The sequence below is a fragment of the Streptomyces sp. NPDC012888 genome, from assembly GCF_042900645.1.
Classification (GTDB): domain Bacteria; phylum Actinomycetota; class Actinomycetes; order Streptomycetales; family Streptomycetaceae; genus Streptomyces.
Genome location: NZ_JBIBBM010000010.1, coordinates 242,099 through 267,008 on the forward strand (window position 1 = coordinate 242,099; position 24,910 = coordinate 267,008).

A 24,910-nucleotide genomic window follows, 5' to 3' on the forward strand; every position below is an offset into this window, starting at 1 on the left:
TGTACTGTGGGCGGATTGGGGTTCGCGGGACTGGCGGCAGGGGCATTGTCTGGTGGGTGGGGCCGGTGGGGGGCGCCGTCCGACGTCCGACCTGCCCCCTCCCCCCTCCCCCCTCCCCCCTCCCCCTCCCTCTCCCTCTCCCTCCTCCCCCGGTCAGCCGGGGAAGCGGCCCGTGGAGCGGAGCTGCCTGCGGCGTTCGGCGTAGGCCAGGTCGTCGCGCCAGAGGCGCGCCGCGGCGGTGCGCATCAGGGGGCGCAGGAGGGGGGCGGCGCGGCGGGCGAGCGCGAAGCCGGGGCGGTCGGAGGCGGCCACCACGGCCTCGGTCACCGCGGTGCGCGGGCGACCCCGCTCGTCGGGGCCCATGGGGGTGGCGTGGGTCTCCACCACCGAGCCGGTGCCTTCGCCCTCGGTGATGCGCATGACGACGGTGCGTGGCCCGGGAGCGGTGAACACCGCTCTCACCGGGACGACGAGCCGGCCGGCGACCTTGAAGGAGACGTCGACCGTGAAGCCGTCGTCGGTGGCGTGGGTGGTGTCGGCTGCCGCGGTGGTGACCGCGGTGGCGTCCGCCGCGGGGGCGCCGGTGACCGTCAGGTCGACGAAGGAGTACGGGTGGAACCAGGCCCCGTGCCAGGGGTCCAGGCGGTTGGCCACGACGTCCTCTGGGTCGCAGACCCCCGTTCCCTCGTACACCGCGGTCACCGCGCGGGCGGGAGCGGGCCGGGCCGGTACGAGGGGGGCGCCGAGCGGCTCCTCGCCGCCGACCTCGTCGAGCCGTACCCAGACGAGAACGCCGTCGTCGTGGGCGGGGAACGGCTCCCAGCCCGCGAACGGGGAGCCGTCGAGGGCGAGTCCGTGCCAGTGGCAGACCAGGGTCCCGCAGCGGACCGGGCTGTCCGCCAGGGGTGCCCCGAGGTGCGGGCAGGCGCCCGGCCCCGCGCGGAGGCCGCCGTCGGCGCCGCGCCACACCACCACCTCACGCCCCGCGACCGTGCGGGCCAGGGGGCGGGCACGGCCGAGCGCGGCGGACGCACCCACCACGTACCAGTTCCCGGAGGGCCTGGCCTGCGCCCGCTTCAGCGCATCCGCGATGAGGCCCGGCCGGCCGTCGCGCCAGGTCGGGGGTTGCCGGTCCCAGGAGACGGGCCGGCGGCGCAGCGAGAGGGGAAGGCGGGCTCGCCGGGCGGGGCGTTCCGGTTGCGTGGTCACGCGATCTCCTCCGGGACCGGGCGGGGGCTCACCGGCGGGGCCGGCACCGTGGAGCGGCCGCGGTGGCGCAGTCTTGCCGCGGCCACCCCGGCCAGTCCGGCCGCCGCGACGGCCGCGCGCCGGCGGCGCGGCACCACGGCGCGGCGGTGCAGCACGGCGTGGCCGTCGCGGGCGACGGCGTCGAGGATGTTCCAGTACAGGGTGTACGCGGTGCGGATGCAGGGGCGGGACACGGGGTCGAGCATGGCGAGGCCCGGCCGCGCCTCCCGGTAGACGCGGCGGGTCAGGGCCTCGAACTCCCGCAGGGCGGCGAGGACCCGGCGGTCCTGCCGGCCCGTCGCCCGGCACCGGCTCAGCAGTTCCCGGTCCGCGCCGTGCCCTGCCAGCAGGTCGGCGGGCAGGTAGACGCGGCCGCGGTCGAGGTCCTCGCCGACGTCGCGGAGGAAGTTGGTGAGCTGGAAGGCGATGCCGAGGGCGGCCGCGTACGGCTCGGCCTCCTCGCGCGGTGTGACCGTGCCCAGGACGGGCAGCATCTGCAGGCCGATCACGGCGGCCGAGCCGTGCATGTAGCGGCGCAGGTCGGCGTAGGTCGGGTAGTCGGTGACCGTGAGGTCGGACCGCATCGCGGTCATGAAGTCCTGGAAGTGGCGGTGGTCGATGGCGTAGCGGTGGGCGGTGTCGGCGAGGGCCGTGACCACCGGTTCGGCGTCGTCCCGTCGGCGCAGGCCGCCGTCCAGGCGGCGTTGGAGCTCGGCGAGGCGCGCGCCGCGCCACGTGTCGTCCGCGCCGGCTCCGGCTCCGGCTCCGGCTCCGGCTCCGGTTCCGGTCCCGTCGACGATGTCGTCGGCCCAGCGGGCGAACCCGTACAGGGCGTGCACGGCGGGCCTGCGTGCCGGGGGCAGCAGGCGGGTGGCGAGGAAGTACGTCTTGCCGTGGGCGGCGTTGAGTGCCCGGCACCGGCGGTAGGCCGCCCGCAGCTCCGGGTCGGTGATGCCGGCGGCGTCGAGTTCGCGTGTGGTCAACGTGCCTCCCCGGTACGGGCGTGGGGGCGCCGGTGGACGCCCGTGATCCGGGCCGCGGCGAGCTTGCCCGACAGCAGGGTGGTGGGGACGCCCACGCCCGGGGTGGTGCCGCAGCCGGCCAGGACGGCGTTCGGGGTGCCCCGGACGAGGTTGCGCGGGCGGAAGGGCCCGGTCTGCAGGAAGGTGTGGGCCGCCGAGAAGGGGGTGCCCGCGGCGTGTCCCTGGTCCAGCCAGTGCGCCGGGGTGACCAGGGTGTCGTCCTCGATGGCCGCTTCGATGCCGTCGAGGCCGCGCCGTTCCAGCTCGCGCAGGAGGTCGGCCCGGTAGCGGGGGCCGAGCTCCGCCCAGGCCGCGGCGCCGGGCCCGATGTCGGTGTTGGGGCAGGGAGCGAGGATGTAGTGCAGGTGGCGGCCCGGTGGGGCGAGGGAGGGATCGGTGGCCGTGGGCCGGGTGATGAGCAGGGACGGGTCGCTCATCAGCCGGCCCCGGCGGGTGAGTTCGTCGAAGGTGGTCCGCCAGGCGGCGCCGAACGAGATGGTGTGGTGGGCCAGCCCCGGCCAGGTGCGGTCCGTGCCCGCGTGCAGGACGACGGCGGACGGGGAGTGGCGAAGCCGCAGGGGCCTGCGGGGGCGGCGCCCGAGGAGCCGGTACGTGAGGGGCAGGTCGGGGGTGAGGACGACCGCGTCGCAGGGGATGCGGTCCCGGGCGGTGACGACGGCGGTGATCCGGTCGCCGGAGCGTTCCAGACGGGTCACCGGCTCGTCGAACCGGAGTTCGGCGCCCGCGTCGGCGGCGGCGTCGGCCATGGCCCGCGGCAGGGCGTGCATGCCGCCGCGCGGGAAGTACACGCCGGCGACCGTGTCCATGTAGGCGATGACGGCGTAGGCGGCGAGGGCGCGGGACGGGGGGACGCCCGCGTAGAGGGCCTGGAAGGAGAAGACGCGTTGCAGCCGCTCGTCCTCGAGGAAGGAGCCGATGCGCCGGTCCAGCCGTCCGAAGCCGCCGAGTGCCGCCAGCCGGGCGAGGTCGGCAGTGAGGAGGTCGAGCGGCGAGTCGAAGTTCGCGTCGATGAAACGGCGCATCTGGGCCCGGTGGACGCGCTCCAGCCAGGTGCGCAGCCGCCGGTAGCCGGCGGCTTCCCGGGGGCCGGCGAAGCGTTCGACGGCCGCGGCCATCGCCTCGCCGTCGGTGTGCACGTCCAGGGTGGTGCCGTCCGCGAACTGCGCGCGGTAGGCGGGGTGCAGGCCGATCAGGTCCACCCGCCGGTGGAGGCTGTCGCCGACCGCGGCGAAGGCCTCGTCGGCGAGGTCGGGCATGGTGAGGACGGTCGGGCCGGTGTCGATCCGGTAGCCGTTGCGGTGCAGGCGTCCCGCCCGCCCGCCGGGGAGGCCGTCCCGTTCGACGACGGTGACGCGGCGCCCGGCCCCCAGCAGGTGGAGGGCCGCCGACAGGCCGGCCAGGCCCGCCCCGACGACCACGACGTGGTCCGTGCGTCCGGTCAGCGTGCGGGTCATGGCCGGACCTCCGGGGTGGCGCGGCCCATCGGGGCGGGGGCGGGCGCGGGACGGGGTGCGGGATCCGGTTCGGGATCCGGGGCGGGGCCGGGCGCGGGCCCGGGGCGGGCGGACGCGCCGTCCGCGGCACGGGGAGCCGCGGCCGTACCCGTGGACGCGGCCGTACCCGTGGACGCGGCCGTACCCGTGGACGCGGCCGTACCCGTGGACGCGGCCGTACCCGTGGACGTGGACGTGCCCGTGCCCGTGGCCGCTGTCAGCAGGCCGTGCAGGTGGCTCTTGGCGTTCGAGTCGGGCAGGGCGCCGTCGAGGTGCCGCAGGCCCTCGGCGGCCAGGCGGTCGATCTTCGCCTCGACCGCCTGCCGGGCACCCGTCCGTTCCAGGACATCCCGAACGCCGTCGAGCCCTTCGGCCGTCAGGTCGGCGTCCGCGAGCGCCCGTTCGAGCAGCGTCAGGGCGGACCGGTCACCCGTGGCCCCGGCCCGCGCCACCGCCAGCGCGACCAGGTACGTCGGCTTGCCCTCGCGGATGTCGCCGCCGCGGCTCTTGCCGGTGTGGCGGGGGTCCGCGAAGACGTCGTCGAGGTCGTCGCGCAGCTGGAAGGCCAGGCCCACGCAGCGTCCCGCCGAACGCAGCGCCCGTATGGTGCGGCCGTCCGCGCCCGCCACCGTCGCGCCGAGCGCGAGGGGCCGTTCGACGGAGTAGAGCGCGCTCTTGAGGCAGGCGGCGCGCAGCGCCCGCTGCTGGGAACGCGACCCGGTGAGCTGGCCGTGCAGGTCGAGGAACTGGCCGGCCACCATCTCGGTGCGCATGTCGCTCCACAGGCCGCGCACGGCGGTCGCCGTCCAGGGGTCGAGCACCGTGTCGGCCACCACGTCGTCGGCCCAGGCGAGGGCCAGGTCCCCGGCCAGGATCGCGGCGGCCTGCCCGAACCGGGCGGCGCGGGGCGGTGGCGCGGCACCGCCGTAGCTGTCCCGTACGTCGGTGTGCAGGGCGGGCCGGCCGCGCCGCAGGGTCGATCCGTCCATCACGTCGTCGTGGACCAGGGCGCAGGTCTGGAGCAGTTCGAGGGCGGCGCCGAGGCGCAGTGCGGCGGTGGCCGTGGGTCCGTCGTAGCCGCCGCAGGCGCGCGCGGCCCACCAGACGAGCTGCGACCGGGTGCGCTTGCCGCCCTCCAGGGTGAAGCGGGCGAGGCGTTCGGCCAGTTCGGCGGCGAACAGGGGGTCGAGTGCCGCCGCCCTGGTGAGGCGGTCGGCGAGCACGTGCCGCAGCACGCGCCCGACCGCGGCGGGTACGTCCGCGTCGACGGCGTCGGGGTCGGCCGCCTCCGCCGCCGGCCCGGTAGCCACGGCCGGCCCGGCAGACACGGCCGGCCCGGGGCCCGGGAGGGGGCCGTCGTACGGGGCGTCCGGGCCCGGGACCGTGGCGTCGGCCTCGCCCGCCGACGGCCGCCGGCCCGCCCGCCTCCGCCGCTGTGGGGACCCCGGCGGGGCGAGGGTCGGAACGGGCGGCGGCGGGGCCGTGGGGTGGTCCTTCGCCTGGGTCGGGCGCATCCGGTTCCTCTCCTCGTGTGGTGATCTGCTCGTCACCCGTCTTCGGTGGCTTCCCGCGATCCGGATGCACGGCGGCACAGATGCCCGGAACGCCCAGGAATGTCCCTCAGCTGGACGCACCCGGCCGAGTGGGCGCGGCGGAATCCCGCATCCGGTCCCCCGGCCGGGCGGGAAGGGGTACGTGTTGCGTGTGCGCGGACCCGCGTGCGCGGACCCGGGAGGGAGGCGGCGGCGGTGCTGAGGGCGGACGTGGTGGTGATCGGGGCGGGGGCCGCCGGGCTGTCCCTGGCCCACCGGCTGGGCGCCCGCACGGCCGGTGCCGGGGCCCCGTCCGTGGTGCTCGTCGACGCCCCGCCCGGGCCGTTGCGCCCCGCCCCGCGCACCTGGTGCTTCTGGGAGGCCGGACGCGGCCGCTTCGACGGCGCGGTGCGGGCGCAGTGGCGCCACCTGCGGGTGCGGCCGCCCGCCGGACCCGCCGTCGGAGGGGACATCGCGCCGCTGCGCTACAAGATGATCCGCTCCGACGACTTCGAGTCGCTGGTGGCCCGGGACCTCGCGGGCAGCCCCAACGTCCGGCGCCTGGAGGCGGCCGTGGAGACCGTGGAGGAGTTCACCGGCGGCGCGCGGGTGTTCGTGACCGCGCCCGGAGGGGGCGGGCATGCCCTGGAGGCCCGCTGGGTGTTCGACTCGCGCCCGCTCGGCAGCGTCCCGGCCGCCCGCACCACCCTGTTGCAGCACTTCCGCGGCTGGTTCGTCCGTACGGCCCGGCCCGCCTTCGAGCGCGGTACCGCGGAGCTGATGGACTTCAGGACGCCGCAGCCCGCCGCCGGGCTCTCCTTCGGCTACGTCCTGCCCACCGGTCCGTGCGAAGCCCTCGTGGAGTACACCGAGTTCTCGCCGCGCGTCCTGACGGACGGCGGTTACGAGGCGGCGCTGCGGCACTACGCCGGGGACGTGCTCTCCCTCGGCGACTGGGAGGTCACCGCGACCGAGACGGGCGTGATCCCCATGACGGACGCGCCGATGCCGCGACGGGCCGGCGCGTCGGTGTTCCGGATCGGTGCCGCCGGCGGGGCGACCCGCCCGTCCACCGGGTACACCTTCGCCGGACTCCAGCGGCAGACGCGGGCCGTCGCGGCCGCGCTGCGGCAGGGCCGCAGGCCGGTTCCGCCGGCCGCGCACGCGGTACGGGCCCGGGCCATGGACGCGGTGCTCCTGCGGGCCCTGGACAGCGGCCGGGTCGACGGGCCCGAGCTGTTCTGCCGGCTGTTCGCCCGCGTTCCGACGGTCCGGCTGCTGCGCTTCCTCGACGGGCGCACCGGGCTGTTCGAGGACCTGTCCGTCGGCCGGCACACCCCGGTCGGCCCCATGCTCCGGACCGCCCTCGAACTGCCCGGGTTGCCTCGGCGCCCGTTCGGCTGACCCTCCGCTGCCGCTTCCGCTGCCGCGATCGCCCGTTCCCTACCCGTCCGTCCCCCGTCCCTGCCCCTCCCCCTCGACCTGGAGTCCGTATGACCCTGCTGCGCGACGAGGACCTCGCCGCCGCGTTCGACCACGCGTCCCGCAGTTACGACGCCCTGGTCGCCGTGAACCCCGGCTACCACGCCCATCTGCGGCGATCGGTACGCCGCCTCGGCCTGCCCGGGCGCGGGGAGGGCCTGCGCGTGCTGGACCTGGGCTGCGGCACCGGGGCCTCGACGGCCGCGATCCGGTCCGTCCTCCCGGCCGCCGAGGTCACGGCGGTCGACGTGTCGGCGGGCATGCTGGCGCGGGCCGCCGCGAAGCGGTGGGGGGACGGCGTGCGGTTCGTCCACGCGCCGGCCGAACGCCTCGCGGAGGCAGGCGCCGGCGGTCCGTTCGACGCGGTGTTCGCCGCCTACCTCTTCCGCAACGTCTCCGATCCCGACGCCGTCCTCCGCTCCGTCCGCGCCGTCCTGCGGCCGGGCGGACGGCTCGGGGTGCACGAGTACAGCCTCAGCGGCCGCCGCGCCGACCGGGCGGTGTGGGGGCTGGTGTGCGGCGGCATCGTACGGCCCGCCGCGTCCCTGCTGGGCGACGGGCCGCTGTACGCGCACCTGTGGCGCAGCGTCGTGGACTTCGACCGGGCCGACCGGTTCGCGGGCCGGATCCGCGCGGCCGGCTTCGACCGGGTCCGCGTCCTGCCCCTGCCGGGCTGGCAGACGGGCATCACCCACACCTTCGTGGCCTCGCGCGCGCGGGACGCCCGATGACCGCCCCCGCGCCCGGCCGCCCCGGCGCGCACCGCCCGTCCGCCGGCGCCGCGCGGCGCGGCCGGGACCGGCGGGCCCGGGTCCTGCCCGCCCGCCCGGGGGCCCGGTACGCCCCCGGCCGGCCCGCGGTGGCCGTGGTCGGCGGGGGCATCGCCGGTCTCGCGGCGGCGACCGCACTGGCGGAGCGCGGCGTGGCGGTGACGCTGTACGAGCGCGAGCCGTACCTCGGCGGGCGGGCCGGGGGCTGGCCGACCCGGCTGCGCGACGGCAGCACGGTGACGATGAGCCGCGGTTTCCACGCGTTCTTCCGGCAGTACTACAACCTGCGGGGCCTGCTGCGCCGTACCGACCCGGCCCTGGCCGGGCTGGCCGGACTGCCCGACTACCCGCTGCGGCACGCGGACGGAGCGCGCGACAGCTTCCGCCGCGTGCCGCGCACCCCGCCGTGGAGCGCGCTGGGGTTCGTCGCGCTGAGCCCGTCCTTCCGGTTGCGGGACCTGCGCGCCATGGACCCGGTGCCGGCCCTGCCCCTGCTCGACGTGCGCGTGCCCGACGTGTACCACCGTCTCGACGGCATCAGCGCCCACGACTTCCTGGACGCCGTCCGCTTCCCGGACCGGGCGCGGCACCTGGCGTTCGAGGTGTTCTCCCGGAGTTTCTTCGCCGACCCGCGGGAACTGTCGGCGGCCGAGATGGCGCTGATGTTCCACATCTACTTCCTCGGCTCGGCCGAGGGGCTGCTGTTCGACGTGCCGCGCTCGCCGTTCCCGGCGGCGCTGTGGGGGCCGCTGGGCGGTTACCTGGAGCGGCTCGGCGCCGAGGTGCTGACCGGTGCCGCCGTCGAGCGGGTGTCACCCGCCCGGGGTGGCGGCTTCGAGGTCGCGGGGGCCGGTGCCGAGCGCCGGTACGAGGCGGTGGTGCTCGCCCTGGACGCCGCCGGTCTGCGGTCCCTGACCGCCCGCTCGGAGGGGCTGGGCGACCCCGGCTGGCGGGAGCGCGTGGCGCGCCTGCGGTCCGCCCCGCCGTTCCTGGTGACGCGGCTCTGGCTCGACCGGCCGGTGGCCGCCGACCGTCCGGGGTTCCTGGGCACCAGTGGTTTCGGTGGCCTCGACAACATCAGCGTGCTCGACCGCTGGGAGGACGAGGCGGCCCGCTGGGCTGCCCGGACCGGGGGATCCGTCGTGGAACTGCACGCGTACGCCGTCGACCCGGGTGCCGTGCGCACCGCCGTGCAGCGGCGGCTGGTCGAGCAGCTCCACCGCGTGTACCCGGAGACCCGCGCCGCCGCGGTCGTCGACGTCCGCCACGAGTGGCGCGAGGACTGTCCGCTGTTCCCCGTGGGCGGTTACGCGGACCGTCCCGCCGTCCGCACCGGCGATCCCGGCCTGGTGGTGGCCGGTGACGTGGTCCGGTCCGGGCTGCCGGTCGCGCTGATGGAGCGGGCGGCGACGACCGGGTTCCTGGCGGCGAACGCGTTGCTGGAGCGCTGGGGCGTGCGCGGGCAGACGCTGTGGACGGTGCCGGACCGCGGCCGCGGTGCGGTGCTGCGGAGGGCGGCCGCGTGGGCGGGGCGCTGACCGGCCGGCTCCGGCGGGCGCGCGTGCGCCCGTGGCGGTAGTGGTGGTACGGCGGGACAGGCCGTACGGGCGGCACGGGCGGTACAGGTGGCACGGGCGGCACGGGCGGTTCGGAAGGTGCACGCGGGACGGGCGGCGCGGGCCGCGCCGGCGGTCGGGAGAGGTGGTCGTATGTCCGCAGCCATGGATCAGACGGACGTCCTGGTCGTCGGAGCCGGTGTCGCCGGGCTGGCGTGTGCCCGGGACCTGCTGGCGGCCGGTGTCGGCGTACGGGTCGTGGAGGCCGGCGACGCGGTCGGCGGCCGCATGCGTTCCGACCGGGTCGAGGGCTTCGTGGTGGACCGCGGGTTCCAGGTGTTCAACACCTCGTACCCCCAGGTCCGGCGCCGGCTCGTGCTGAAGGACCTGCGGCTGCGGCCCTTCACCCCCGGTGTGCTCGTCCACGGCCCGTCCGGGCGGCTCCGCTTCAGCGACCCCACCCGCCGCCCCGGTGCGGTCCCGGGCCTGCTGACGGGCGGCCTCGCCGGTCCGCGCGACCTCGCCGCCCTGGGCCTGCTGTCCGCCCGTGACCTGCTGCTGCCCCCGCGCAGGCCGGCGCGGACCGCGGACACCACCACCCGCGCCGCGCTCGCGGCCGCCGGGTTCTCCGAGGCGTTCGTCGAGAGGTTCTTCCGCCCCTTCCTCTCGGGGGTGTTCCTCGAGGACGGGCTGGAGACCTCCGCCCGGATGTTCCACCTGGTGTGGCGGAGCATGCTGCGCGGCACCCTGTGCCTGCCCGCCCAGGGCATCGGCGCGGTCCCGCGGGCCCTCGCGTCCGCGCTCCCCCGGGACGCCGTACTGCTGGAGCACCCGGTGGCGGCGCTCACGGACGGGGGCGCGCTGACCGCCGCCGGGCGGGAGGTGCCCGCGCGGGCCGTCGTGGTCGCCACCGGCCCCGGGGCCGTCGCGGCGCTGCTGCCCGGGGTGGCACTGCCGGGCTACCGGGTCGTCACGACGTACTACCACGTCGCTCCGCGGTCCCCGCTCGGCGAGCCGACGCTGCTGGTGGACACCCGCCGCCGCTTCCTCAACACCTGTGTCCTCAGCGACGTCGTGCCCGGGTACGCGCCGCCCGGTCACGCCCTCGTCGCCACCTCGGTCCTCGGCGCGGACGGGCCGGGCCGTGAGGCCGGGGTCCGGGCCGCGCTCGGCGAGGCCTGCGGGACCGGCACCGAGGGGTGGGACCTGCTGACCGTGCGCACCGTCGTCGACGCGCTGCCCGCCATGCCTCCCCCGCTGCCGCTGAGCCGCACCACGCGGGTGGCGCCGGGCCGGTACGTGTGCGGTGACCACCGGGCCACCGGCTCCGTCCAGGGCGCGCTGGCCTCCGGTGCGCGGGCGGCCCGCGAGGTGCTGCGCGACCTGGGGCGCGGGGCGGGGTGACGGGCCGCCGGTCAGGGCGGGCCGGCGCCCCGGCGCCGCTCCCCGCGGAGCAGTTCGTCCAGGTCCGCGAGGCGGTCCAGGCCGCGGACCGGCTGCGCCATCCGGGGATTGCGTTCCAGGCGGGCCCGGTGCCGGTGCAGGAAGGCCCAGTACCCGGCGGTGTAGGGGCAGGCCCGGTCGCCGGTACGGTCCCCGGGCCGGTAGGGGCAGCCGCCGCACAGGTCGCTCATCCGGTTCACGTAGGAGCCGCCGGAGGTGTAGGGCTTGGTCGTCATGCGCCCGCCGTCGGCGTACTGCGACATGCCGACGACGTTGGGGACCATCACCCAGTCGTAGCCGTCGACGAAGCAGCGGTGGAACCAGTCCGTCACCGCGGCCGGGTCCCAGCCCCGCTGCAGCGCGTGGCTGCCGAGCAGCATCAGCCGCGGGATGTGGTGCGTCCATCCGGTGTCCCTGACCTGGGCCAGCGCCGTGGACAGGCAGCGGGCCCGGACCGCGTCGGCGTCCAGGTCCAGGAACCAGGGCGGGAGGGGCTCCCGGTGGCCCAGGGCGTTCCTGTGGCGGTAGTCCTCGCCGAAGTACCAGTACAGCTGCCAGACGTACTCGCGCCACCCGGCGACTTGGCGGACGAAGCCCTCCACGCTGTTGACCGGGGCCCGTCCCGCCCGCCAGGCGCCCTCCGCCCGCTCCACGCACTCCGCCGGGTCCAGCAGGCCGAGGTTGAGCGAGGACGACAGCAGGCTGTGGCTCATCACCGGGTCCGCGGCCAGCATCGCGTCCTCGTACGGCCCGAACCCGGCGAGCCGGTGCTCGACGAAGCGGCCGAGCGCGGCCAGCGCCTCGCGCCGGGAGGCGGGGAACCGGCGGGGGCCGTCCCGGCCCACGAAGGCGACGGAGCCCTCGCGTTCCCAGCGGTCGAGGTCGTGGCGGACCTGCTGGTCGATCTCGTCCTCGCGCGGCCGGTACGGGGGCGGGACGCCCAGGGTGCGCGCTCCCTTCGGCGGGGGCTCGCGGTTGTCGTGGTCGTGGTTCCAGCGGCCGCCGGCCGGGTGGGCGTCGTCCATCAGCAGGTCGTGCGAGCGCCGCACCCACCGGTAGAAGTCCTCCTGGCGCAGGCGCCGTCCGCCGTGCCCGTCGGCCCAGGCGCGGAAGTCGTCGTGCGACACGAGGAAGCCGCGTGCCGGCAGGACGGTGACGGAGTCCAGTGACCCCACCAGCCGCAGCGCCGCGTACGAGGTCGGGTGGTGGACCGTCACGGGGCCGTCGCCGACGGCCTCCTGGATGCCCTGCCGATAGGTCTCGGCGCGGACGTACCGGACGCGGTCGCCGAGTTCGGCGGCGCGATGGCGCATCGCGGACAGCAGCAGGTGCGCCTTGGCCCGGTGGAAGCGGCGGCGCCGGAACACCGAGCGGGCCTCGATCATCACCACGGGAGTGCCGGCGGGGGCGGTGAGGAAGTGCGGCCCGAGCTGGTCACCGAACAGCCAGTGGGTGACCGTCATGGCGGTGCTCCTCGTCTCGTGGATGCCCGGGTGGCCCGGTCACCCGGGCGGTTCCTGCGCGTGCTCCATGCTGGCGGGGGCGGCGTCGTCGCCCGGGCGGCTCGCGGAGAGCATCATCCTGACGGCTTCGCCGAGGGCGAGCGGCCGCAGGAGTTCGGGGTCCGGGCGTGGCCCCCAGCCGGGGCCGCACGCCAGGACACGGCTGCGGGTCCGGGCGCCCTGGATGCCCCAGCGTGCGGCCGCGAGGTGGCGGGCCAGCGGGAGGTCGGCGGTGCTGCGGGCCTGCGACCACAGGGCGACGGCCGCGGGGGCGGTCCGCCGCACGGTCGCCTCCAGGGCTTCGGCCGGTACCGACGCGCCGAGCATCAGGACGCGCAGACCGTGCCCGGTCAGCACGGCGGTGAGCGCCTCCAGGGGGAGGGTGTGCTGTTCGCCCGGCAGGCAGGCGAGGAGGACCGGGCGCGGTTCCGCCGTGGGGCGGCCGACGGCCACCGAGCCGGCGTAGACGTGGCGGAGGGCGGAGGAGATGTGCCAGGACAGCAGGTGTTCCACCTCGACGAAACGGTCCTCGGCGGTCTCCCACTTGCGACCGACGTAACGCAGGGTCGGCATGAGGACGCCGTCCCAGGCGGCGACCAGGCCGTACGTGTCGATGGCCGCCGTGACGCGTTCCTGTACGGCCTCGGCGTCCATGCGGACCGCGGCCCGGGCGAGGCCCCGGCCCCGCCGGCGGAAGTCCGCGAGGGGGGAGGGGCCGCGGGGGGCGGCGAGGGGCGGGGCGGTGGTGGGCGGGGCGGTGGTGGGCGGGGCGGTGGCCTGCGGGCCGGGTTCGGCGGGGTGGGTCCGCGTGGGCCGGGGCACCGTGGGCCGGGCCGTCACGGGCGGGGCGTCCACGGCCCGGGCCTTCGCGGCTCGGGCCGCTTCGGCCGGGGGGACGCCCTCCGCGGTCAGACGGCACATCTCGTGGACCATCGCGACGTCCTCGGCGGTCCAGCGGCGGTGGCGTCCCTCGATCCGCGCCGCGGGCCCCAGCCCGTAACGGCGGTCCCACGAACGCAGGGTGGTGGGCGAGATGCCGAGCTCGCGGGCGAGGGTGCCGGTGGTGACGCCGGCCCGCGTGCCGCGGTCCCCGTTCCCGTCCGTGTTCCCCTCCCCGTTTCCGTTCCCGTTCCCGTTCCCGTCCGTCTCCGCCTCCCCCGCCGCGGCGTCCTGGCGCGGAAGCCGGGCCGCACGATACCCGCACGCCGCCTGGTGCCGGGTCATCAGGCGGAGTGGGGGGAGTCGAGCACGCGCCGCAGCGCGTGCAGGGCCCGGCGGATGTGGCTCTTGACCGTGCCCAGGGGCAGCCCCGTGCGCTCGGCGATCTGGGACTGGGTCATGTCGCCGTAGACGGCCATGCCCAGCAGGCGCCGCTGCACCGGCGTCAGGCGGGAGAGCTTCTGGAGCACGAGGACGCGGTTGACGGCGGCCTCGCTCTCGTCGACGCCCCACTGGCGGACCGCCTCCTCCTGCTGGGCCGCGGACATGTTCTCGATGTCCCCCTGCCGACCGCGGGCCGCGTGCGCGTCGGCGATGACGTGACGGGCGATCCCGACGAGCCATCCGCCCAGCGCGCCGCGGTCCGGCCGGTAACCCGCGCGCCCCCGCCAGGCGGCCAGGAAGACCTGCTGGGTGACGTCCTCGGCGTCCCGCGCGTCGTTGAGGGAACGGCGGGCCAGCGTGTGCACGAGCGCGCCCCACCGCTCGTAGGCGAGGGCCACGGCCTGTTCGTCTCCGGTACGGAAGCGCCGGGCGAGTTCGGCGTCCGTACCGGGCCCGGTGCGCTCCGCGGCGGGGCGCAGGTACGTGTCGGGCCGAGCAGTGGCCATCGTGGGCTCCCGGATCGGGGGGACGGGTGGGGCACGACCGTCCCTCCGAAACGATGCCGGTCGCAATCCGCATCGATGGCGCATCGAATCGGGCGTCCGGAGTGCCGCCGCCCGCGCCCACGGGCCCGACGGCGCGGCGGCGGCCGGCCCGGCGTCAGCCGGGCCAGGTGCCGGTCAGGCGACGGGTGGCGGCGGCTCCCGCCCGGTCCACGGCGGCCTTGACGACGGCGAAGACGGCGCCTTGCAGGGCGGCCGCGACCAGCACCTCCTGCCACGTCCGGTTCTCGTCGGTGGCGTCGGGGGCGTCGTCGTCGTGGCCGAACACCTTCCACGCCTGCTTGAAGGCCGCGCCGGCGACCAGGCCGCTCGCGGCACCGAGCGCCAGCCCGACGGGCTTGTAGGCGATCGCGGACGGCTTCACCGGTGCCTCCGGTTGCGGCGCAGGAGCAGGAGGATCACGAGCGCCGCGGCGCCCGCGATCAGCGGGGCGCGGTTGGCGCGCGCCATGGTCATGGCCGTCCCGGCCTTCTCCCGGACCTGGTCCGGGGCCTGCGCGGCCGCGAGGTGCCCGGCGCGGGCCGCTCCCTCGCGTACCTGGACAGCCGCGTGGGCGGCCTTGTCGAGGACCGGGTCGGGGGTCTTGTCCTTGACCAGTTCGGCCGCATGGGCGGCCCGTTCCCGGAGCTGCCCGGTCACCACCGCCGCCTTCCCGGCGGCCTGTTCCTTGAGCTCGGCGGCCTTCTCGGCGGCCTGTTCCTTCAGGTCGGCGGCCTTCTCGGCGGCCTGTTCCTTCAGGTCGGCGGCTTTCTCGGCGGCCTGTTCCTTCAACTCGGCGGCCTTGTCCTTGGCCTGCTCCTTGACGTCGGCCTTGGCGGCCAGCGCTTCCACGGTCCGGCCGAGCTCCTCCCGCGTGTGCTCGACCTGCTCGCGGAGCTGATCGGAAGTGGGTGTGGCTTCGTCGTCCTGGGGCTGGTGGCTCATCGGTGTGCCTTCTCCTTGATCTCGGCCACGTCGGCCTTCACGCTGTCTATGGTCCGCTCCGGTGCGGGGCTGCCTGCCGCGGCGACCTGCTTCCTGCCCGCGGAGGCCAGCAGCGCGGCCACCACCGCGAGCACGGCCGCGGCGATCAGGGCGGCCGCCCAGACCGGCAGGATCAGGGCGAGCGCCGCGATGCCGGCGGCGACCAGGGCCTGCGCGGCCAGCACGCCGACGAGGCCGGCGCCGCCGAACAGGCCGCCGCCCACGCCGTAGCGTCTGCCCTTCTCGGTCATCTCCGCCCGGGCCAACCGCATCTCCTCACGGACCAGGTCCGAGAGCTGCTGCGACGCCCGCGTGACGAGTTCGCCCACCGACTCGTCCCTGCCGTGGCCCGGGCGGCTTCCAACGGTGGTCATGCCTTCCTCACCTTCCTCGGCCTGCCGGGTGCTGTCCTCAGGCGCGCATACCCCACAACCCGCCGGCCACCCACCTCCGCGGACGACTGCCGCGACGGCATGCACGGGGGCGGGCGGGGCAGACGCGGCGGACGGGATGATCTTGTGGTTCGTCGAAGGGGGGCGGGAGCCGTGGTCACACCTCCGGAACGGCGCCGGGTGGGCGCGGGCGTACGGGTGCGGGTCGCCGGGCCGGCGGCGCGGATCCGCGTGCGGGACCTCGTTCTGGCGGTCGGGCTGCCGTCCGTCCTGCTCGGCGGGGTGGTACTGGTGCTGCGCACGCTGACCTGGGAGGGGGCGGCTTCCGCGGCCTGGCCGCTGCTGGCCCTGGGGCTGGTGGTGCTGGGCCTGGTGGCGGCCGGACGCGGCCGGCCCGGCGGGGCCACGCCGGACGCGCCGACCGGTCCGGAGCCCTGGACCGTACCGGCAGCGGAACCGGCGGCGGTACCGGCGGCGGCACCTTCGGCCGGGGCGGAGGACCCCTGCCCCTGCCCCTCCCCCGCGCCGGCCGCGGATCCCGCGGGGGTGACGGTGTCGTACAGGGAGCTGGAGCCGGAGGGGTTCGAGCACGCCGTCGCCGCGCTCTGCGTCCGGGACGGCTGCACCTCCGTGGAGGTGTGCGGCGGGGCCGGTGACCTGGGGGCGGACGTCGTCGCCACGGCACCGGACGGGCGGCGGGTCGTCCTCCAGTGCAAGCGCTACCACCCGGACCGCAAGGTCGGTTCCGAGGACCTCCAGCGGTTCGGCGGCACCTGCTTCACCGTCCACGACGCCTCGGTGGCGGTACTGGTCACCACCAGCGGCTTCACCGAGCCGGCCGCCGACTACGCGGCCCGGGCCGGCATCCTCTGCGTCGACGCGGAGGCCCTGGCCGCGTGGACCGCCCGCGAGGCGGCCCCGCCCTGGGAGGGCCGGCCCTGAGCGGTCACGCGGTGGAGCTCACGGCGGCAGTTCAGGGCTGGAGGGTGAAGACCTGGTCGAGGCCGGTCATGCGCAGGATGCGCAGCGTGTTGGAGGGGACGGCGGTCAGGGCGATGTCGGCCTGCGCGGCGCGGGCGTGGTGGCGGGCGGCGAGCAGCGCGGTGATGCCGCTGGAGTCGCAGAACTCCAGCCGGGCGAGGTCGACGGTGAGGCACTGGCCGGGCCGGAGGCCGACGGTGGGGACGACCGCGCGCAGTTCGTGCGCGGTGGCGTAGTCGAGTTCGCCGACGACCGTCAGGACGGGACCGGTCGGGGCGTCGCGCACGATGATCTGGAACGGGTTCATCTCGGTTCCACGGTCGTAGGGGCGGGGACGCCGAGGGCGAGGAGGGCGACGTCGTCGTCGAGGCCGTCGCCGAAGCCGTCCAGCAGTCCGGACAGGGCCTGGACGACGGCTTCCGGGCCCTTGCCGGCGTGGCCGGTCACGAAGGCGCGCAGGGCCTCGTCGCCGTACAGGCTCGTACGGTCCGGGCCGGTGCGGGCTTCCGTGATGCCGTCGGTGTAGAGCAGGAGGGTGTCTCCGGGGGCGAGGGTGGTCGTGGCGGTGACGAACCGCGCGGTGGGCAGGATGCCGACGAGGAGGCCGCCGGGGGTGGGGAGGAACTCGGCGGTGCCGTCAGCCCGCAGGACGAGGGCCGGCGGGTGGCCACCCGCCGCGAGGCGTACGGCGGCGTGTCCGGTGGCGGGGTCGGGTTCGACGGTGCCGAAGACCGCGGTGCAGTAGCGAGGGTCGCCCCCGGTGTAGCGCTCGTGCAGGACCCGGTTGAGGGTGGTCAGCGCGGAGTCGGGGTCGGGTTCGTGCAGGGCGGCGGCGCGCAGGGTGTAGCGGGTGAGCGAGGTCACCGCGGCGGCCTGGGGACCCTTGCCGCACACGTCGCCGAGGAAGAACGCGCAGCGTGCGCCGTCGACGGGGAAGACGTCGTAGAAGTCACCGCCGAGCCGGTCGGGGGAGGCGGTGCGGTAGTGGGCGGCCGTCTCCACGCCCGGGATCCGCGGCAGGGTGGCCGGGAGCAGTGACGCCTGGAGCACGGCGAGGGCGTCCTGGAGGCGGGCGCGGTCGGCTTCCGCCCGCCGGTGTGCTTCCTCGGCGGCCTTCCGGGCGCGCAGCAGCTCCTCCTCGTAGGCGCGACGGTCCCGGGCGTCGAAGACGGTGGTGCGGATCAGCAGGGGTTCGCCGGAGTCGCCGAGTTTGAGTACGGAGGAGACCAGTACCGGCAGCCGGGTGCCGTCGGCCCTGACGACGTCGAGGGCGATGCCGCCGATCTCCCCCTGCATCCGCAGCAGGGGCGCGAAGTGGGTCTCGTGGTACAGCTTGCCGCCGGCGGTCAGCAGGTCGGTGAACCGCTTGCGGCCCACCACCGCCTCCCGCTCCAGGCCGAGCCAGTCCAGCAGCGTCGCGTTGATCTTGGCGATGGTGCCGTCCATCAGCGTGGACAGGTATCCGCAGGGGGCCCTTTCGTAGAGTTCCTCGGCGCTGTCCTCCAGGAGCGCGGCGAACGCGGCGTTCGATGCCGCGTCGTCGTCGGCGTCCTGGGGCTCGGGCAGCTGTCCGGTGCGGCACATCACCGCAGGCCGGCCAGGAAGCCGGTGATCGCGGCGTTGGTCGCCCCGGGGGCGGAGAGGTGCGGGCAGTGCCCGGTGGCGTCGAGGGTGACCAGGGTGGAGCCGGGGATGGCGGCGTGGACGAAGGCTCCGACCTCGCGCGGCGCGATGGCGTCCTGGGTGCACTCCAGCACCAGCGTGGGCACGCGCACGGACTTCAGGTCCTGCCTGGAGTCCGTCAGGAACGTGGTGCGGGCGAAGACGCGCGCCGCCTCGGGGTCGGTCGCGCAGAAGCTGTTCCTGAGTTCCTCGCCGAGTTCGGGCCGGTCCTCGTTCCCCATGATCACCGGCGCCATCGCCGCCGACCATCCCAGGTAGTTGGCCTCCAGGGAGGTTAGGAGCTCGTCGATGTCCTGGGCGCTGAACCCGCCCCGGTACCCGTCGTCGTCGATGTAGCAGGGAGAAGGGGTGATCATGACGAGGGCGCCGATCCGCTCGGGGGCGGCGTGGGCGGCCAGCACGCCGGTCATGGCGCTGACCGAGTGGCCGACGAAGACCGCGTCGCGGAGGTCGAGCGCCTCGCAGACGTCGACGACGTCCTGGGCGTAGCCGCCGAGGGTGGCGTAACGGTCCGCCGAGAACGCGGAGAGGTCCGAGCGGCCCGCGCCCACGTAGTCGAACAGCACCACACGGTAGTCCTCCGCGAGGGCAGGCACGGTCAGCCGCCACATGTTCTGGTCGCAGCCGAACCCGTGGGCCAGCACCACCGTCCGCCCGTGCGGGTTGCCGGTGACGGTGACGTTGTTCCTGCGCTCGATGTCCATGCGCCCCAGTCTGTCAGCTCACACGCCGGCCCCGCCCACCATGGCACTCGGCCCCCGCCTCCGGCCGGCGCCGGGTGCGGGCCTTCCCGACCTGCGCATGCTTCTGTGCGGGCCTGCGCCGGCGGGCGGTGCCGGCGCGGTACCCGGCGCGACGGGCCTGGGCCGCCGTGGTGCTGCACAACCCGCGCAGGGAAGCGTCCCGGCACGCGGGGTAATTCCGCCCCACCGGCCGGAACCGGGTCTGTCTGGCCAAACGTCACCTGTACGGGTCCGCTGCCCCGCCGAGGCGGCCCATGCGGTGGCGCACAGTGTTGCGGACGGCCGGACCGGGCCGCCCTTCCAGTGCGATCCGACGCCCTCGTGGGCGGGATCATCCCCGCGGCCGAACTCGTACGTACGGGGTGAGGCAATCGACGTAATGCCGACTCACCAAGCGGAGCCCCCGCGCCGTACTCCCGTTGGGGATCGGCGCGCCGTCCAGCCCTGGCGCGTGAGACCGCGGTCACGGCCGAAGGCCCCGACCGCACCGTCGGGGCATTGGGCCCTCGGCGCAGGGCCGTGCTCCTTGTCCCCCTACGCTGCCAGGCGTACGTGAGCTTGCCTTGGGGTGACCCGCCGCATAGCGCAGGCCCATCCCCAGCCAGTCATGGAAGCGGGGGCCCAGCGATCGTTCTCGTCAGCCATGAAGGTCACGCTCATCGGTTTCGGGGCCCTTTTCGTTCTGTGGGGCATCGGCGTGTCGGACGAGCACACGGAGGACGACGACGAGGTCGTCACAAAGGCCCTCGATCTGCTTCCGCCGCTCGCAGACGTCGTCCACGCGCAGGTGGGCCGCCCTCGTGTCGAGGCGCTCAACGCCGTGCACAGCAAAGCCGCGGCGCTGATGAAGGCGGTGGTCGACCACTCCGACGCGGCCGGCCGGCTCGGCGCGTACGCCGCCGACCGCGACAAGCTCAAGGAACACGGGCGGAAGGTCTCGGCCGCGCTGTCCGCGATGCTCGGCGACATGGTCCGCGACCGGGGACACCGCAGCACCACAACTCGTCGTCCTGACACTCACGATCGCCGAGAGGCAGGGCAGCTCGTCCTCCAGGCCCTGGCTCCCGTCATCGCGAAGGCGCTCGGCTACCACGACAAGACCGCCACCCGTCTGGTCACCGAAGCCGGACGAACATGGAGTCGATACGCCCCCGGTGACCACCAGCGATGAAGCGCGGTACTCAGGCTGGGTCCTCTGAACCTCGATTGTCCTCAACGTGGACGACGTGGAGCTCGGTGCCGTCCCGGTGACGCTTGGAACGTCCGAACAGGCCGACACTGATCTGCGATTGATCCTGAGGCTCATCGGGGCCGACGTAGGTAAGAACGTCGTTGTGATGCCCGGTGACGACCCATCCGTCGACGTCCTTGGGGTCGATCACCCCAAAGTCTCCTGCCGGAGATCCGGCATGCGCAGGGCCGGACTTCTTCAGGATCTCGGTGGCCTGTTCAGCGAGCTCCCCTTCCGGAGCGGTCAGCACGACACAAGTGCCATGCTCGAACAGCACCCACGACTTGCGAGGGTCAGCGAGAAGCCGCTGCCAGGCGTCTACAAGTGCCTCAGTGTCCATGGCGGTCATCATGCCGCAGCGCACTGACACAGGGTCACGATCGGCCGGCGGCGACGGCGAGTGCGCGACTCCTGACATGCGGGCCTACCAGTCCCGAGGCCGGTTACCGCCCCCGGGCCGAAGAAGGCGGTTCAGTCGGCCACCCGCTGACTCACGCGTCCTCGCACCTCGGTGCCGCCCGACGCCTGGGGCCGCTCTGCACGGGAACGGCCTCGAGCAGTCGCCGCCGGGCCCAGAGCAGCAGCGCCAGCACACCCAGCACAAGAACCCCGTTGGCTGCGTATTTGGCGGTGTAAGAGACTTCCCCGAGCGGCTCAACCATGAAGGACAGCCCCGCGTTGGCCACAAGTGCGGCGCCCCCGACCGCCAGTGCGTGCCCGCGCCCCCACCGCGCCCGCCCGGACCACCGCACCACCAGCCCACCGAGCAGAACCAGTGCTAGCAGATCCAGAACAGTCCCCGGCCGGCTCGCGGGCAGCAAGTGATGCACCATCATCAGCATGACCGCGATGCTTCCGGCCAGCCACGGCGCCGGCACCCACCCGGAACGCCGCAGGGCGCGGCGACGCGGCACCATGAACGCCGCCATCCCCAGGGCGACAGCCGTTGCCGCAGCGGCGCCGAGTTGTACGGGCGAGGCCATGAAGTCCCTGGTGTGCTCGTGGAAGATCACCAGCACCGCCAGCCCGTAGAGCGCAACCATCACTCCCATGCCGGCCCTGCCCAGCCACGGCCGATCGGCCACCCGTGGTGCGCAGGACTCGATCACCGCGATCGGCGCGGCGAAGCTCCAGATCACGTGACCCACGACGAAATCCAGGACGTGGTTGACGCTGATTCCCAGAACGGGGATCACAGTGGGCAGCCGCTCCAGATCCCAGGACGGTTCGTCGACGAAGTGGGGGTTGAACAGGCTCTGGTCGACCAGCCCCGCCTGGATCACGCCGAACGCGGCGCTCAGCAACAGGATCGACGGCCATCCGCGCCTGGTCCGGCGTGTCACCTCACGGATCATCACGGCAGCCGTGCCGTAGAGCGGCGCCAGAATCACCAGTCCAACGAGCAGGTCCACCGGCCGGCCCATGACCTCCAGGTAGCCGATGAGGTACTCGGCGCAGATCGGGGAGAGCAGTAACAGCCCGGCGATCGGCCCGAGTCTGCGCCCCAGTGAAGGCAGCGGGGTGCGGCTGGTGCTCGCTGAGTCCATGGGCATTCCTTCGTCGTGGGGGCAGCGGTGGTTGGCCCCAATAATAGACCGAGTACTCGGTCTATTATTGGGCTACGGGGCCGCTAAGGTGAAACCTCCCCCGAACACTCAGTCAGGAAGGGCGCAATGAGAACGGTCGACCCGGCCAAGCACCAGGCACGGCGGCGGCACATCCTGAACGCCGCGACCAGCCTGTTCGCGGCCAAGGGCTACGAGCGCACCACCACCGCCGAGATCTGCAAGGCCGCCGGGATCAGCGCGGGCAACCTGTTCCATTACTTCCCCAACAAGCGAGCGATCTTCCTCGCGGTGTTCGAAGACGAGGACCTCGACAGGGCCGAACGGCTGGCTCAGGCCCGGCACGCCGACGATCCATTGCAGGCTCTGATGGATCTCGTGGACCATCTCGCCGCCCCTGCGGTCGAACCGGTGGTGCCTGCACTGGTGATGGAGGCGATGGTCCAGGCCTACCGCGACCCCGAGCTCGAAGCGCTGCTGAGCCGCGGCAACGCCGACGAGCACGCGGTGATCGCCGCGCTGCTGACACGAGCCGCCGCCAGCGGCCGGATCGACCCCGGGCTGGACCCGGACAGCACTGCGGTGTGGATCACGGCCCTGATCGCCTCGGTCTACACCAGTGCGGCCACCAACCCAGGCTTCGATCCGCCCGACCAGCTTCCCACCCTCCGCCTCATCCTGGCCCGCTTCCTTGAGGCGAAGCCGCAGAACCCCTAGCGACGGGCCCGGTAGCCGGGCTCCTGCCGAGCCGTCTTCCCGGTCGGCGGCGTGCCGGCCTCGCGCTGCGCGGCCGTCTTGCGCAAAGCATCGAAGACGCCGATGCCGAAGAACCCGAGCTGCCGATGCTGCCGCCTCACCTCGAGCAAGGTCGGCCCACCGTGGTGTCGTTGCCTACTCCCCTGGGAGGCGGTCCTTACTCCGTGGCGCCTCCGCGGCCACACACAGTCGCGGCGTGCCGCGGCGGAGTTCGCCGGGGCACGCCGTTCGAGGGGCGGGCAGCCCGTGGAGAGGGCTGCCCGTGAGGTGCGTCGGAATCAGTGGTGGCGGTTGGGGCGGTCGTGGTCGTGCCCGCGGTGGCCCCAGGAGTCCCTGTCGACGACGTGTCCGCGGTCGTCGCGCAGGGTGGCGGTGTCGCGCTCGTCCCAGATCTGGTGGCGGCGGTCCTGGTAGACGTCACGGTCGGTGTCGCGGCCGTGGCCGGTGTGGACCCTGACGCTGGAGTGGCCCTCGAGGCGGAGGTGCTTGAAGCGGTAGCGGTTGCCGTCGCTGTCGGTGAGGGTGTAGCCGCGCAGGTTGACCGCGCGCCGGCCGGTGTTCTCCACCTCGATCCACTCGCGGTTCAGGGCGCGGTCGCCGCGACCGCGGCTCTCGTGCTGGACGTCACCGATGACGATCGAGGAGTGCCGGCGGTGGTCACGCCGGTCGTCGTCGTGCGCGGCGGCCGGCAGGGCGGCCGCGCCGACCAGGGCGCCGGCCGCGAGGACCGCCGCGAGGAGACGACGGGTGGCGGGAGAAGCAGACATGGATGACTCCTTCGAAAGGCAGCCCGGCCGGCCGGGTACCAGCCGGCCGGGCTTCGTACATTCCCGGCGTCCTGCCGAGGAGCCCCACTCTGGCGCGCATCCAACCTCAAACGCCACAACCCGGACGCGTGTTGCTGAATACGGACATATCCGTGACCCTCTGATGGAAAAGCGCATCGGTCGAAGCCGACGCGAATCCCCCGTCCGGGCCAGGTCGGCCCCGAGGCCCCGCTCACCTCAGCACACGGGTCCGGGCGGGGACATCGGACTCCCCGGCCGCTGCCGTGCGGGCGGCGGCCGGGGAGGTGCGCCCCTCAGACCGGGCCGAACCATGTACAGGCTTCACCCGGAGGGCAGCTCCAGCCCCGGTCGTCCAGACCGTCCAGGGCGGACGGGTCCGCGACGGCGGAGCCGTAGGTGGATTTGGGCAGGGGTTCCTCCACTAGGTAGCCCACCTTGTTGGGATCCTCCACAGGGTGGTAGACACCCACCACCTTCAGGTAAGGCTGGTACGTGTCCCATCGGCGCTCAATACTCCCCAGCACGGGGAGGTTGAGCCGGGCTCCGCGGTCCGCGGCGCCCGCTTCGGACTTGTCGTGCATGCCGGCCTCCTTTCAAGGCCCCGCCCGCAGCGGCGGAGGACCCGTCGCCGGCACGTGGCCCTCACTTGAGAAGGCCGCCGATCGCCTTGGCGGCCAGAGGCACCAGCCACGCCCAGTCCGCCTCGACACCACCGCTGTCGGTGGACGCGGCCCTCGGAGCCGCCGGGGTGCGGTCGACCGCGGGCGCCTGGAAGGGCGTCCGCAGGACGGCCGACGGGGCTGCCCGGGGTGTGAAGTCCTTGTTCATGTCCATCTCCATGTCCTTTCCTTAGGTGCCCAGGGGCTAGACCCAGCCGGTGATGTGGGCCGTGCCGCCCTTGGACTGGGGGCCGAGCAGATGCCAGGGGATCGCCAGGTTCGCCTCGGCGCCGGCCGCGTCGGTGTCGGCGCGCGCCGGAGCGGCGAGGCTCCGGTCGACCCCGGGCGCCTGGAACGGCGTCCGCAGCACGGCCGACGGGCCGGCCCGGGGTGAGCGTTCATCGTTCATGGCTATGTCCTTTCCCTACGGCGCCTGGTCGCTAGGGGCGGCGGGAAAGCCAGGCGTCCAGCATTCCCTTGGCTCCGTGGCCGATGAGCGTCCAGGGAACTGACCAGTTGGCTTCCGCGCCCGCCGCGTCGGCGGCGCGCGCAGGAGCGGCGGGGCTCCGGTCGACCGCCGGCGCCTGGAACGGCGTCCGCGGAGTGGCGGACTGCGTCGCCCTGTGCGGGATCTCGCTGTTCATCCCGGGTCCTCTCAGGACGGTGCAGCGGTGGCGGGAGCTCCAGGCGCCCGCCACCACTGCGGCGGATGCTGCAAGAAGGTCTCTAGAAGAGGATGTCCTTCGCGATGCCCAGGAGCTTGCCGAAGTTGAAGTTGGCCTCGACGCCCTCGACACCTTCACCGGAGCCCCTGGGCCCGACCGGGTCGCGGTCGATGGCCGGGGTCTGGAACGGCGTCCGCGGAGTGCCGGCCGGCGCCGGCCTCTCCTCACGCCGCGCAAACGGCTCGTTCATCTTTCTCACCTTTCACCTGGTGATCGGTCGGCGGGCGGTTCCCGCCGGAGGCTCGTGTCGTCGTCCCGTCTCTGTGCGGTGCGCTCAGACCGCTTGGGCCCGCTGCGCGTAACACATCTGCCGCGCGGGTCCCCAGAGCTCGGCGCAGCCCGAGCGGGCGGCCTCCACGCCGTAGCTGTCGTTCCGCTCCTGCGGTTCTTGCGACTGCTGCCGGAAGACCGGCGGTGCCTGGAGCGGGAGGGAGGGCGGTACTGGGGTTCTGGTCGTGTCCATAGTGGC

The 24,910-nt window shown here is 74.7% G+C and carries 30 protein-coding genes; 7 read left to right on the forward strand and 23 right to left on the reverse strand.

All coding sequences use genetic code 11. The features are described from left to right. Positions 1 to 153: 153 nt before the first annotated feature. The 4 genes from ACFY61_RS19760 to ACFY61_RS19775 are packed head-to-tail and all read right to left on the reverse strand — an operon-like array spanning position 154 to position 5,298. On the reverse strand, positions 154 to 1,209 hold the full coding sequence (locus ACFY61_RS19760; RefSeq protein WP_389473586.1) for a DUF5914 domain-containing protein: 1,056 nt from the start codon (positions 1,207 to 1,209) through the stop codon (positions 154 to 156). After that, positions 1,206 to 2,231 carry a phytoene/squalene synthase family protein gene (locus tag ACFY61_RS19765; RefSeq protein WP_389473588.1) on the reverse strand — a complete coding sequence of 342 codons (1,026 nt, stop codon included), beginning with the start codon at positions 2,229 to 2,231 and terminating at the stop codon, positions 1,206 to 1,208. Before ACFY61_RS19765 ends, ACFY61_RS19760 begins: the two co-directional genes overlap by 4 nt. Beyond that, positions 2,228 to 3,745, reverse strand: a complete 1,518-nt coding sequence (gene crtI / locus ACFY61_RS19770; RefSeq protein WP_389473590.1) for a phytoene desaturase family protein — start codon at positions 3,743 to 3,745, stop codon at positions 2,228 to 2,230. Before crtI ends, ACFY61_RS19765 begins: the two co-directional genes overlap by 4 nt. Then, positions 3,742 to 5,298, reverse strand: coding sequence for a polyprenyl synthetase family protein (locus ACFY61_RS19775; protein ID WP_389473592.1), 1,557 nt, complete (start codon positions 5,296 to 5,298; stop codon positions 3,742 to 3,744). The genes crtI and ACFY61_RS19775 overlap by 4 nt, the downstream gene beginning before the upstream one ends. 234 nt (positions 5,299 to 5,532) lie before the next feature. Between ACFY61_RS19775 and ACFY61_RS19780 the strand changes: the two genes are divergently transcribed. The 4 genes from ACFY61_RS19780 (at position 5,533) to ACFY61_RS19795 (ending at position 10,528) form a co-directional block, all read left to right on the forward strand. Continuing rightward, positions 5,533 to 6,720, forward strand: a complete 1,188-nt coding sequence (locus tag ACFY61_RS19780; protein ID WP_389473593.1) for a lycopene cyclase family protein — start codon at positions 5,533 to 5,535, stop codon at positions 6,718 to 6,720. An 89-nt stretch (positions 6,721 to 6,809) separates the two neighbouring features. Next, on the forward strand, positions 6,810 to 7,529 hold the full coding sequence (locus ACFY61_RS19785; protein WP_389473595.1) for a class I SAM-dependent methyltransferase: 720 nt from the start codon (positions 6,810 to 6,812) through the stop codon (positions 7,527 to 7,529). Beyond that, a complete protein-coding gene (locus tag ACFY61_RS19790) occupies positions 7,526 to 9,106 on the forward strand; it encodes an FAD-dependent oxidoreductase (RefSeq protein ID WP_389473596.1) in 1,581 nt (526 codons plus the stop codon). The genes ACFY61_RS19785 and ACFY61_RS19790 overlap by 4 nt, the downstream gene beginning before the upstream one ends. Before the next feature lie 183 nt (positions 9,107 to 9,289). Then, complete coding sequence (locus tag ACFY61_RS19795; protein WP_389473598.1) at positions 9,290 to 10,528, forward strand: NAD(P)/FAD-dependent oxidoreductase; 1,239 nt, start codon at positions 9,290 to 9,292, stop codon at positions 10,526 to 10,528. 11 nt (positions 10,529 to 10,539) lie between these two features. Here ACFY61_RS19795 and ACFY61_RS19800 read toward each other — a convergent pair whose 3' ends face one another. The 6 genes from ACFY61_RS19800 to ACFY61_RS19825 all read right to left on the reverse strand — a co-directional run bounded on the left by ACFY61_RS19800 (position 10,540) and on the right by ACFY61_RS19825 (position 15,292). Then, positions 10,540 to 12,030 (reverse strand): cryptochrome/photolyase family protein, encoded by a 1,491-nt coding sequence (locus ACFY61_RS19800; protein ID WP_389473600.1) that lies wholly within the window; start codon positions 12,028 to 12,030, stop codon positions 10,540 to 10,542. Positions 12,031 to 12,069: 39 nt separating this feature from the next. Continuing rightward, entirely contained in the window at positions 12,070 to 13,293 is a 1,224-nt protein-coding gene (locus tag ACFY61_RS19805) for a MerR family transcriptional regulator (RefSeq protein ID WP_389473602.1), read from the reverse strand. Then, positions 13,293 to 13,898, reverse strand: a complete 606-nt coding sequence (locus ACFY61_RS19810) for an RNA polymerase sigma factor (RefSeq protein WP_389473604.1) — start codon at positions 13,896 to 13,898, stop codon at positions 13,293 to 13,295. The genes ACFY61_RS19805 and ACFY61_RS19810 overlap by 1 nt, the downstream gene beginning before the upstream one ends. Before the next feature lie 154 nt (positions 13,899 to 14,052). Then, a complete protein-coding gene (locus ACFY61_RS19815; protein ID WP_389473606.1) occupies positions 14,053 to 14,319 on the reverse strand; it encodes a DUF4235 domain-containing protein in 267 nt (88 codons plus the stop codon). Beyond that, on the reverse strand, positions 14,316 to 14,879 hold the full coding sequence (locus ACFY61_RS19820) for a DUF3618 domain-containing protein (RefSeq protein ID WP_389473608.1): 564 nt from the start codon (positions 14,877 to 14,879) through the stop codon (positions 14,316 to 14,318). The genes ACFY61_RS19815 and ACFY61_RS19820 overlap by 4 nt, the downstream gene beginning before the upstream one ends. Then, entirely contained in the window at positions 14,876 to 15,292 is a 417-nt protein-coding gene (locus tag ACFY61_RS19825) for a phage holin family protein (protein WP_389473610.1), read from the reverse strand. The genes ACFY61_RS19820 and ACFY61_RS19825 overlap by 4 nt, the downstream gene beginning before the upstream one ends. Positions 15,293 to 15,463: 171 nt before the next feature. On the opposite strand from ACFY61_RS19825, the gene ACFY61_RS19830 reads away from it, so the two are divergent. Next, complete coding sequence (locus tag ACFY61_RS19830) at positions 15,464 to 16,252, forward strand: restriction endonuclease (RefSeq protein WP_389473612.1); 789 nt, start codon at positions 15,464 to 15,466, stop codon at positions 16,250 to 16,252. 31 nt (positions 16,253 to 16,283) lie between these two features. On the opposite strand, the gene ACFY61_RS19835 is transcribed toward ACFY61_RS19830, so the two are convergent. Genes ACFY61_RS19835 through ACFY61_RS19845 form a run of 3 tightly spaced genes read right to left on the reverse strand, consistent with a single transcriptional unit; the run spans position 16,284 to position 18,678 of the window. Then, positions 16,284 to 16,598 carry an STAS domain-containing protein gene (locus ACFY61_RS19835; RefSeq protein WP_389473614.1) on the reverse strand — a complete coding sequence of 105 codons (315 nt, stop codon included), beginning with the start codon at positions 16,596 to 16,598 and terminating at the stop codon, positions 16,284 to 16,286. Continuing rightward, positions 16,595 to 17,875 (reverse strand): PP2C family protein-serine/threonine phosphatase, encoded by a 1,281-nt coding sequence (locus tag ACFY61_RS19840; protein WP_389473616.1) that lies wholly within the window; start codon positions 17,873 to 17,875, stop codon positions 16,595 to 16,597. Before ACFY61_RS19840 ends, ACFY61_RS19835 begins: the two co-directional genes overlap by 4 nt. After that, a complete protein-coding gene (locus ACFY61_RS19845) occupies positions 17,875 to 18,678 on the reverse strand; it encodes an alpha/beta fold hydrolase (RefSeq protein ID WP_389473617.1) in 804 nt (267 codons plus the stop codon). Before ACFY61_RS19845 ends, ACFY61_RS19840 begins: the two co-directional genes overlap by 1 nt. Positions 18,679 to 19,360: 682 nt before the next feature. On the opposite strand from ACFY61_RS19845, the gene ACFY61_RS19850 reads away from it, so the two are divergent. Further along, positions 19,361 to 19,888, forward strand: a complete 528-nt coding sequence (locus tag ACFY61_RS19850) for a hypothetical protein (protein ID WP_389473619.1) — start codon at positions 19,361 to 19,363, stop codon at positions 19,886 to 19,888. 10 nt (positions 19,889 to 19,898) lie between these two features. Here the strand turns inward: ACFY61_RS19850 and ACFY61_RS19855 are convergent, their stop codons facing one another. Together ACFY61_RS19855 and ACFY61_RS19860 are read right to left on the reverse strand one after the other, a co-directional pair. Next, the gene (locus ACFY61_RS19855) at positions 19,899 to 20,288 is read right to left on the reverse strand and encodes a hypothetical protein (protein WP_389473620.1); all 390 of its coding nucleotides are present in this window, start codon (positions 20,286 to 20,288) and stop codon (positions 19,899 to 19,901) included. Between the two features lie 151 nt (positions 20,289 to 20,439). After that, entirely contained in the window at positions 20,440 to 21,495 is a 1,056-nt protein-coding gene (locus ACFY61_RS19860) for a hypothetical protein (RefSeq protein WP_389473621.1), read from the reverse strand. A gap of 126 nt (positions 21,496 to 21,621) precedes the next feature. Here ACFY61_RS19860 and ACFY61_RS19865 point away from each other — a divergent pair, with 126 nt between their 5' ends. Beyond that, on the forward strand, positions 21,622 to 22,230 hold the full coding sequence (locus ACFY61_RS19865; protein WP_389473623.1) for a TetR/AcrR family transcriptional regulator: 609 nt from the start codon (positions 21,622 to 21,624) through the stop codon (positions 22,228 to 22,230). On the opposite strand, the gene ACFY61_RS19870 is transcribed toward ACFY61_RS19865, so the two are convergent. The 8 genes from ACFY61_RS19870 to ACFY61_RS19905 all read right to left on the reverse strand — a co-directional run bounded on the left by ACFY61_RS19870 (position 22,227) and on the right by ACFY61_RS19905 (position 24,904). Continuing rightward, positions 22,227 to 22,370 carry a hypothetical protein gene (locus ACFY61_RS19870; RefSeq protein WP_389473625.1) on the reverse strand — a complete coding sequence of 48 codons (144 nt, stop codon included), beginning with the start codon at positions 22,368 to 22,370 and terminating at the stop codon, positions 22,227 to 22,229. The two genes, ACFY61_RS19865 and ACFY61_RS19870, sit on opposite strands and share 4 nt — an antisense overlap. A gap of 177 nt (positions 22,371 to 22,547) precedes the next feature. Beyond that, a complete protein-coding gene (locus ACFY61_RS19875; protein WP_389473626.1) occupies positions 22,548 to 23,036 on the reverse strand; it encodes a lamin tail domain-containing protein in 489 nt (162 codons plus the stop codon). A 314-nt stretch (positions 23,037 to 23,350) separates the two neighbouring features. Beyond that, positions 23,351 to 23,638, reverse strand: a complete 288-nt coding sequence (locus tag ACFY61_RS19880) for a hypothetical protein (protein WP_389473627.1) — start codon at positions 23,636 to 23,638, stop codon at positions 23,351 to 23,353. Between the two features lie 61 nt (positions 23,639 to 23,699). Next, positions 23,700 to 23,897: a hypothetical protein gene (locus ACFY61_RS19885; protein ID WP_389473629.1), complete on the reverse strand. Its 198-nt coding sequence runs from the start codon at positions 23,895 to 23,897 to the stop codon at positions 23,700 to 23,702. A 24-nt stretch (positions 23,898 to 23,921) separates the two neighbouring features. Continuing rightward, the gene (locus ACFY61_RS19890) at positions 23,922 to 24,125 is read right to left on the reverse strand and encodes a hypothetical protein (RefSeq protein WP_389473630.1); all 204 of its coding nucleotides are present in this window, start codon (positions 24,123 to 24,125) and stop codon (positions 23,922 to 23,924) included. Between the two features lie 31 nt (positions 24,126 to 24,156). After that, complete coding sequence (locus ACFY61_RS19895) at positions 24,157 to 24,360, reverse strand: hypothetical protein (protein ID WP_389473631.1); 204 nt, start codon at positions 24,358 to 24,360, stop codon at positions 24,157 to 24,159. An 82-nt stretch (positions 24,361 to 24,442) separates the two neighbouring features. After that, positions 24,443 to 24,631 (reverse strand): hypothetical protein, encoded by a 189-nt coding sequence (locus ACFY61_RS19900; RefSeq protein WP_389473632.1) that lies wholly within the window; start codon positions 24,629 to 24,631, stop codon positions 24,443 to 24,445. A gap of 84 nt (positions 24,632 to 24,715) precedes the next feature. Continuing rightward, positions 24,716 to 24,904 carry a hypothetical protein gene (locus ACFY61_RS19905; protein ID WP_389473634.1) on the reverse strand — a complete coding sequence of 63 codons (189 nt, stop codon included), beginning with the start codon at positions 24,902 to 24,904 and terminating at the stop codon, positions 24,716 to 24,718. Positions 24,905 to 24,910 lie beyond the last annotated feature (6 nt).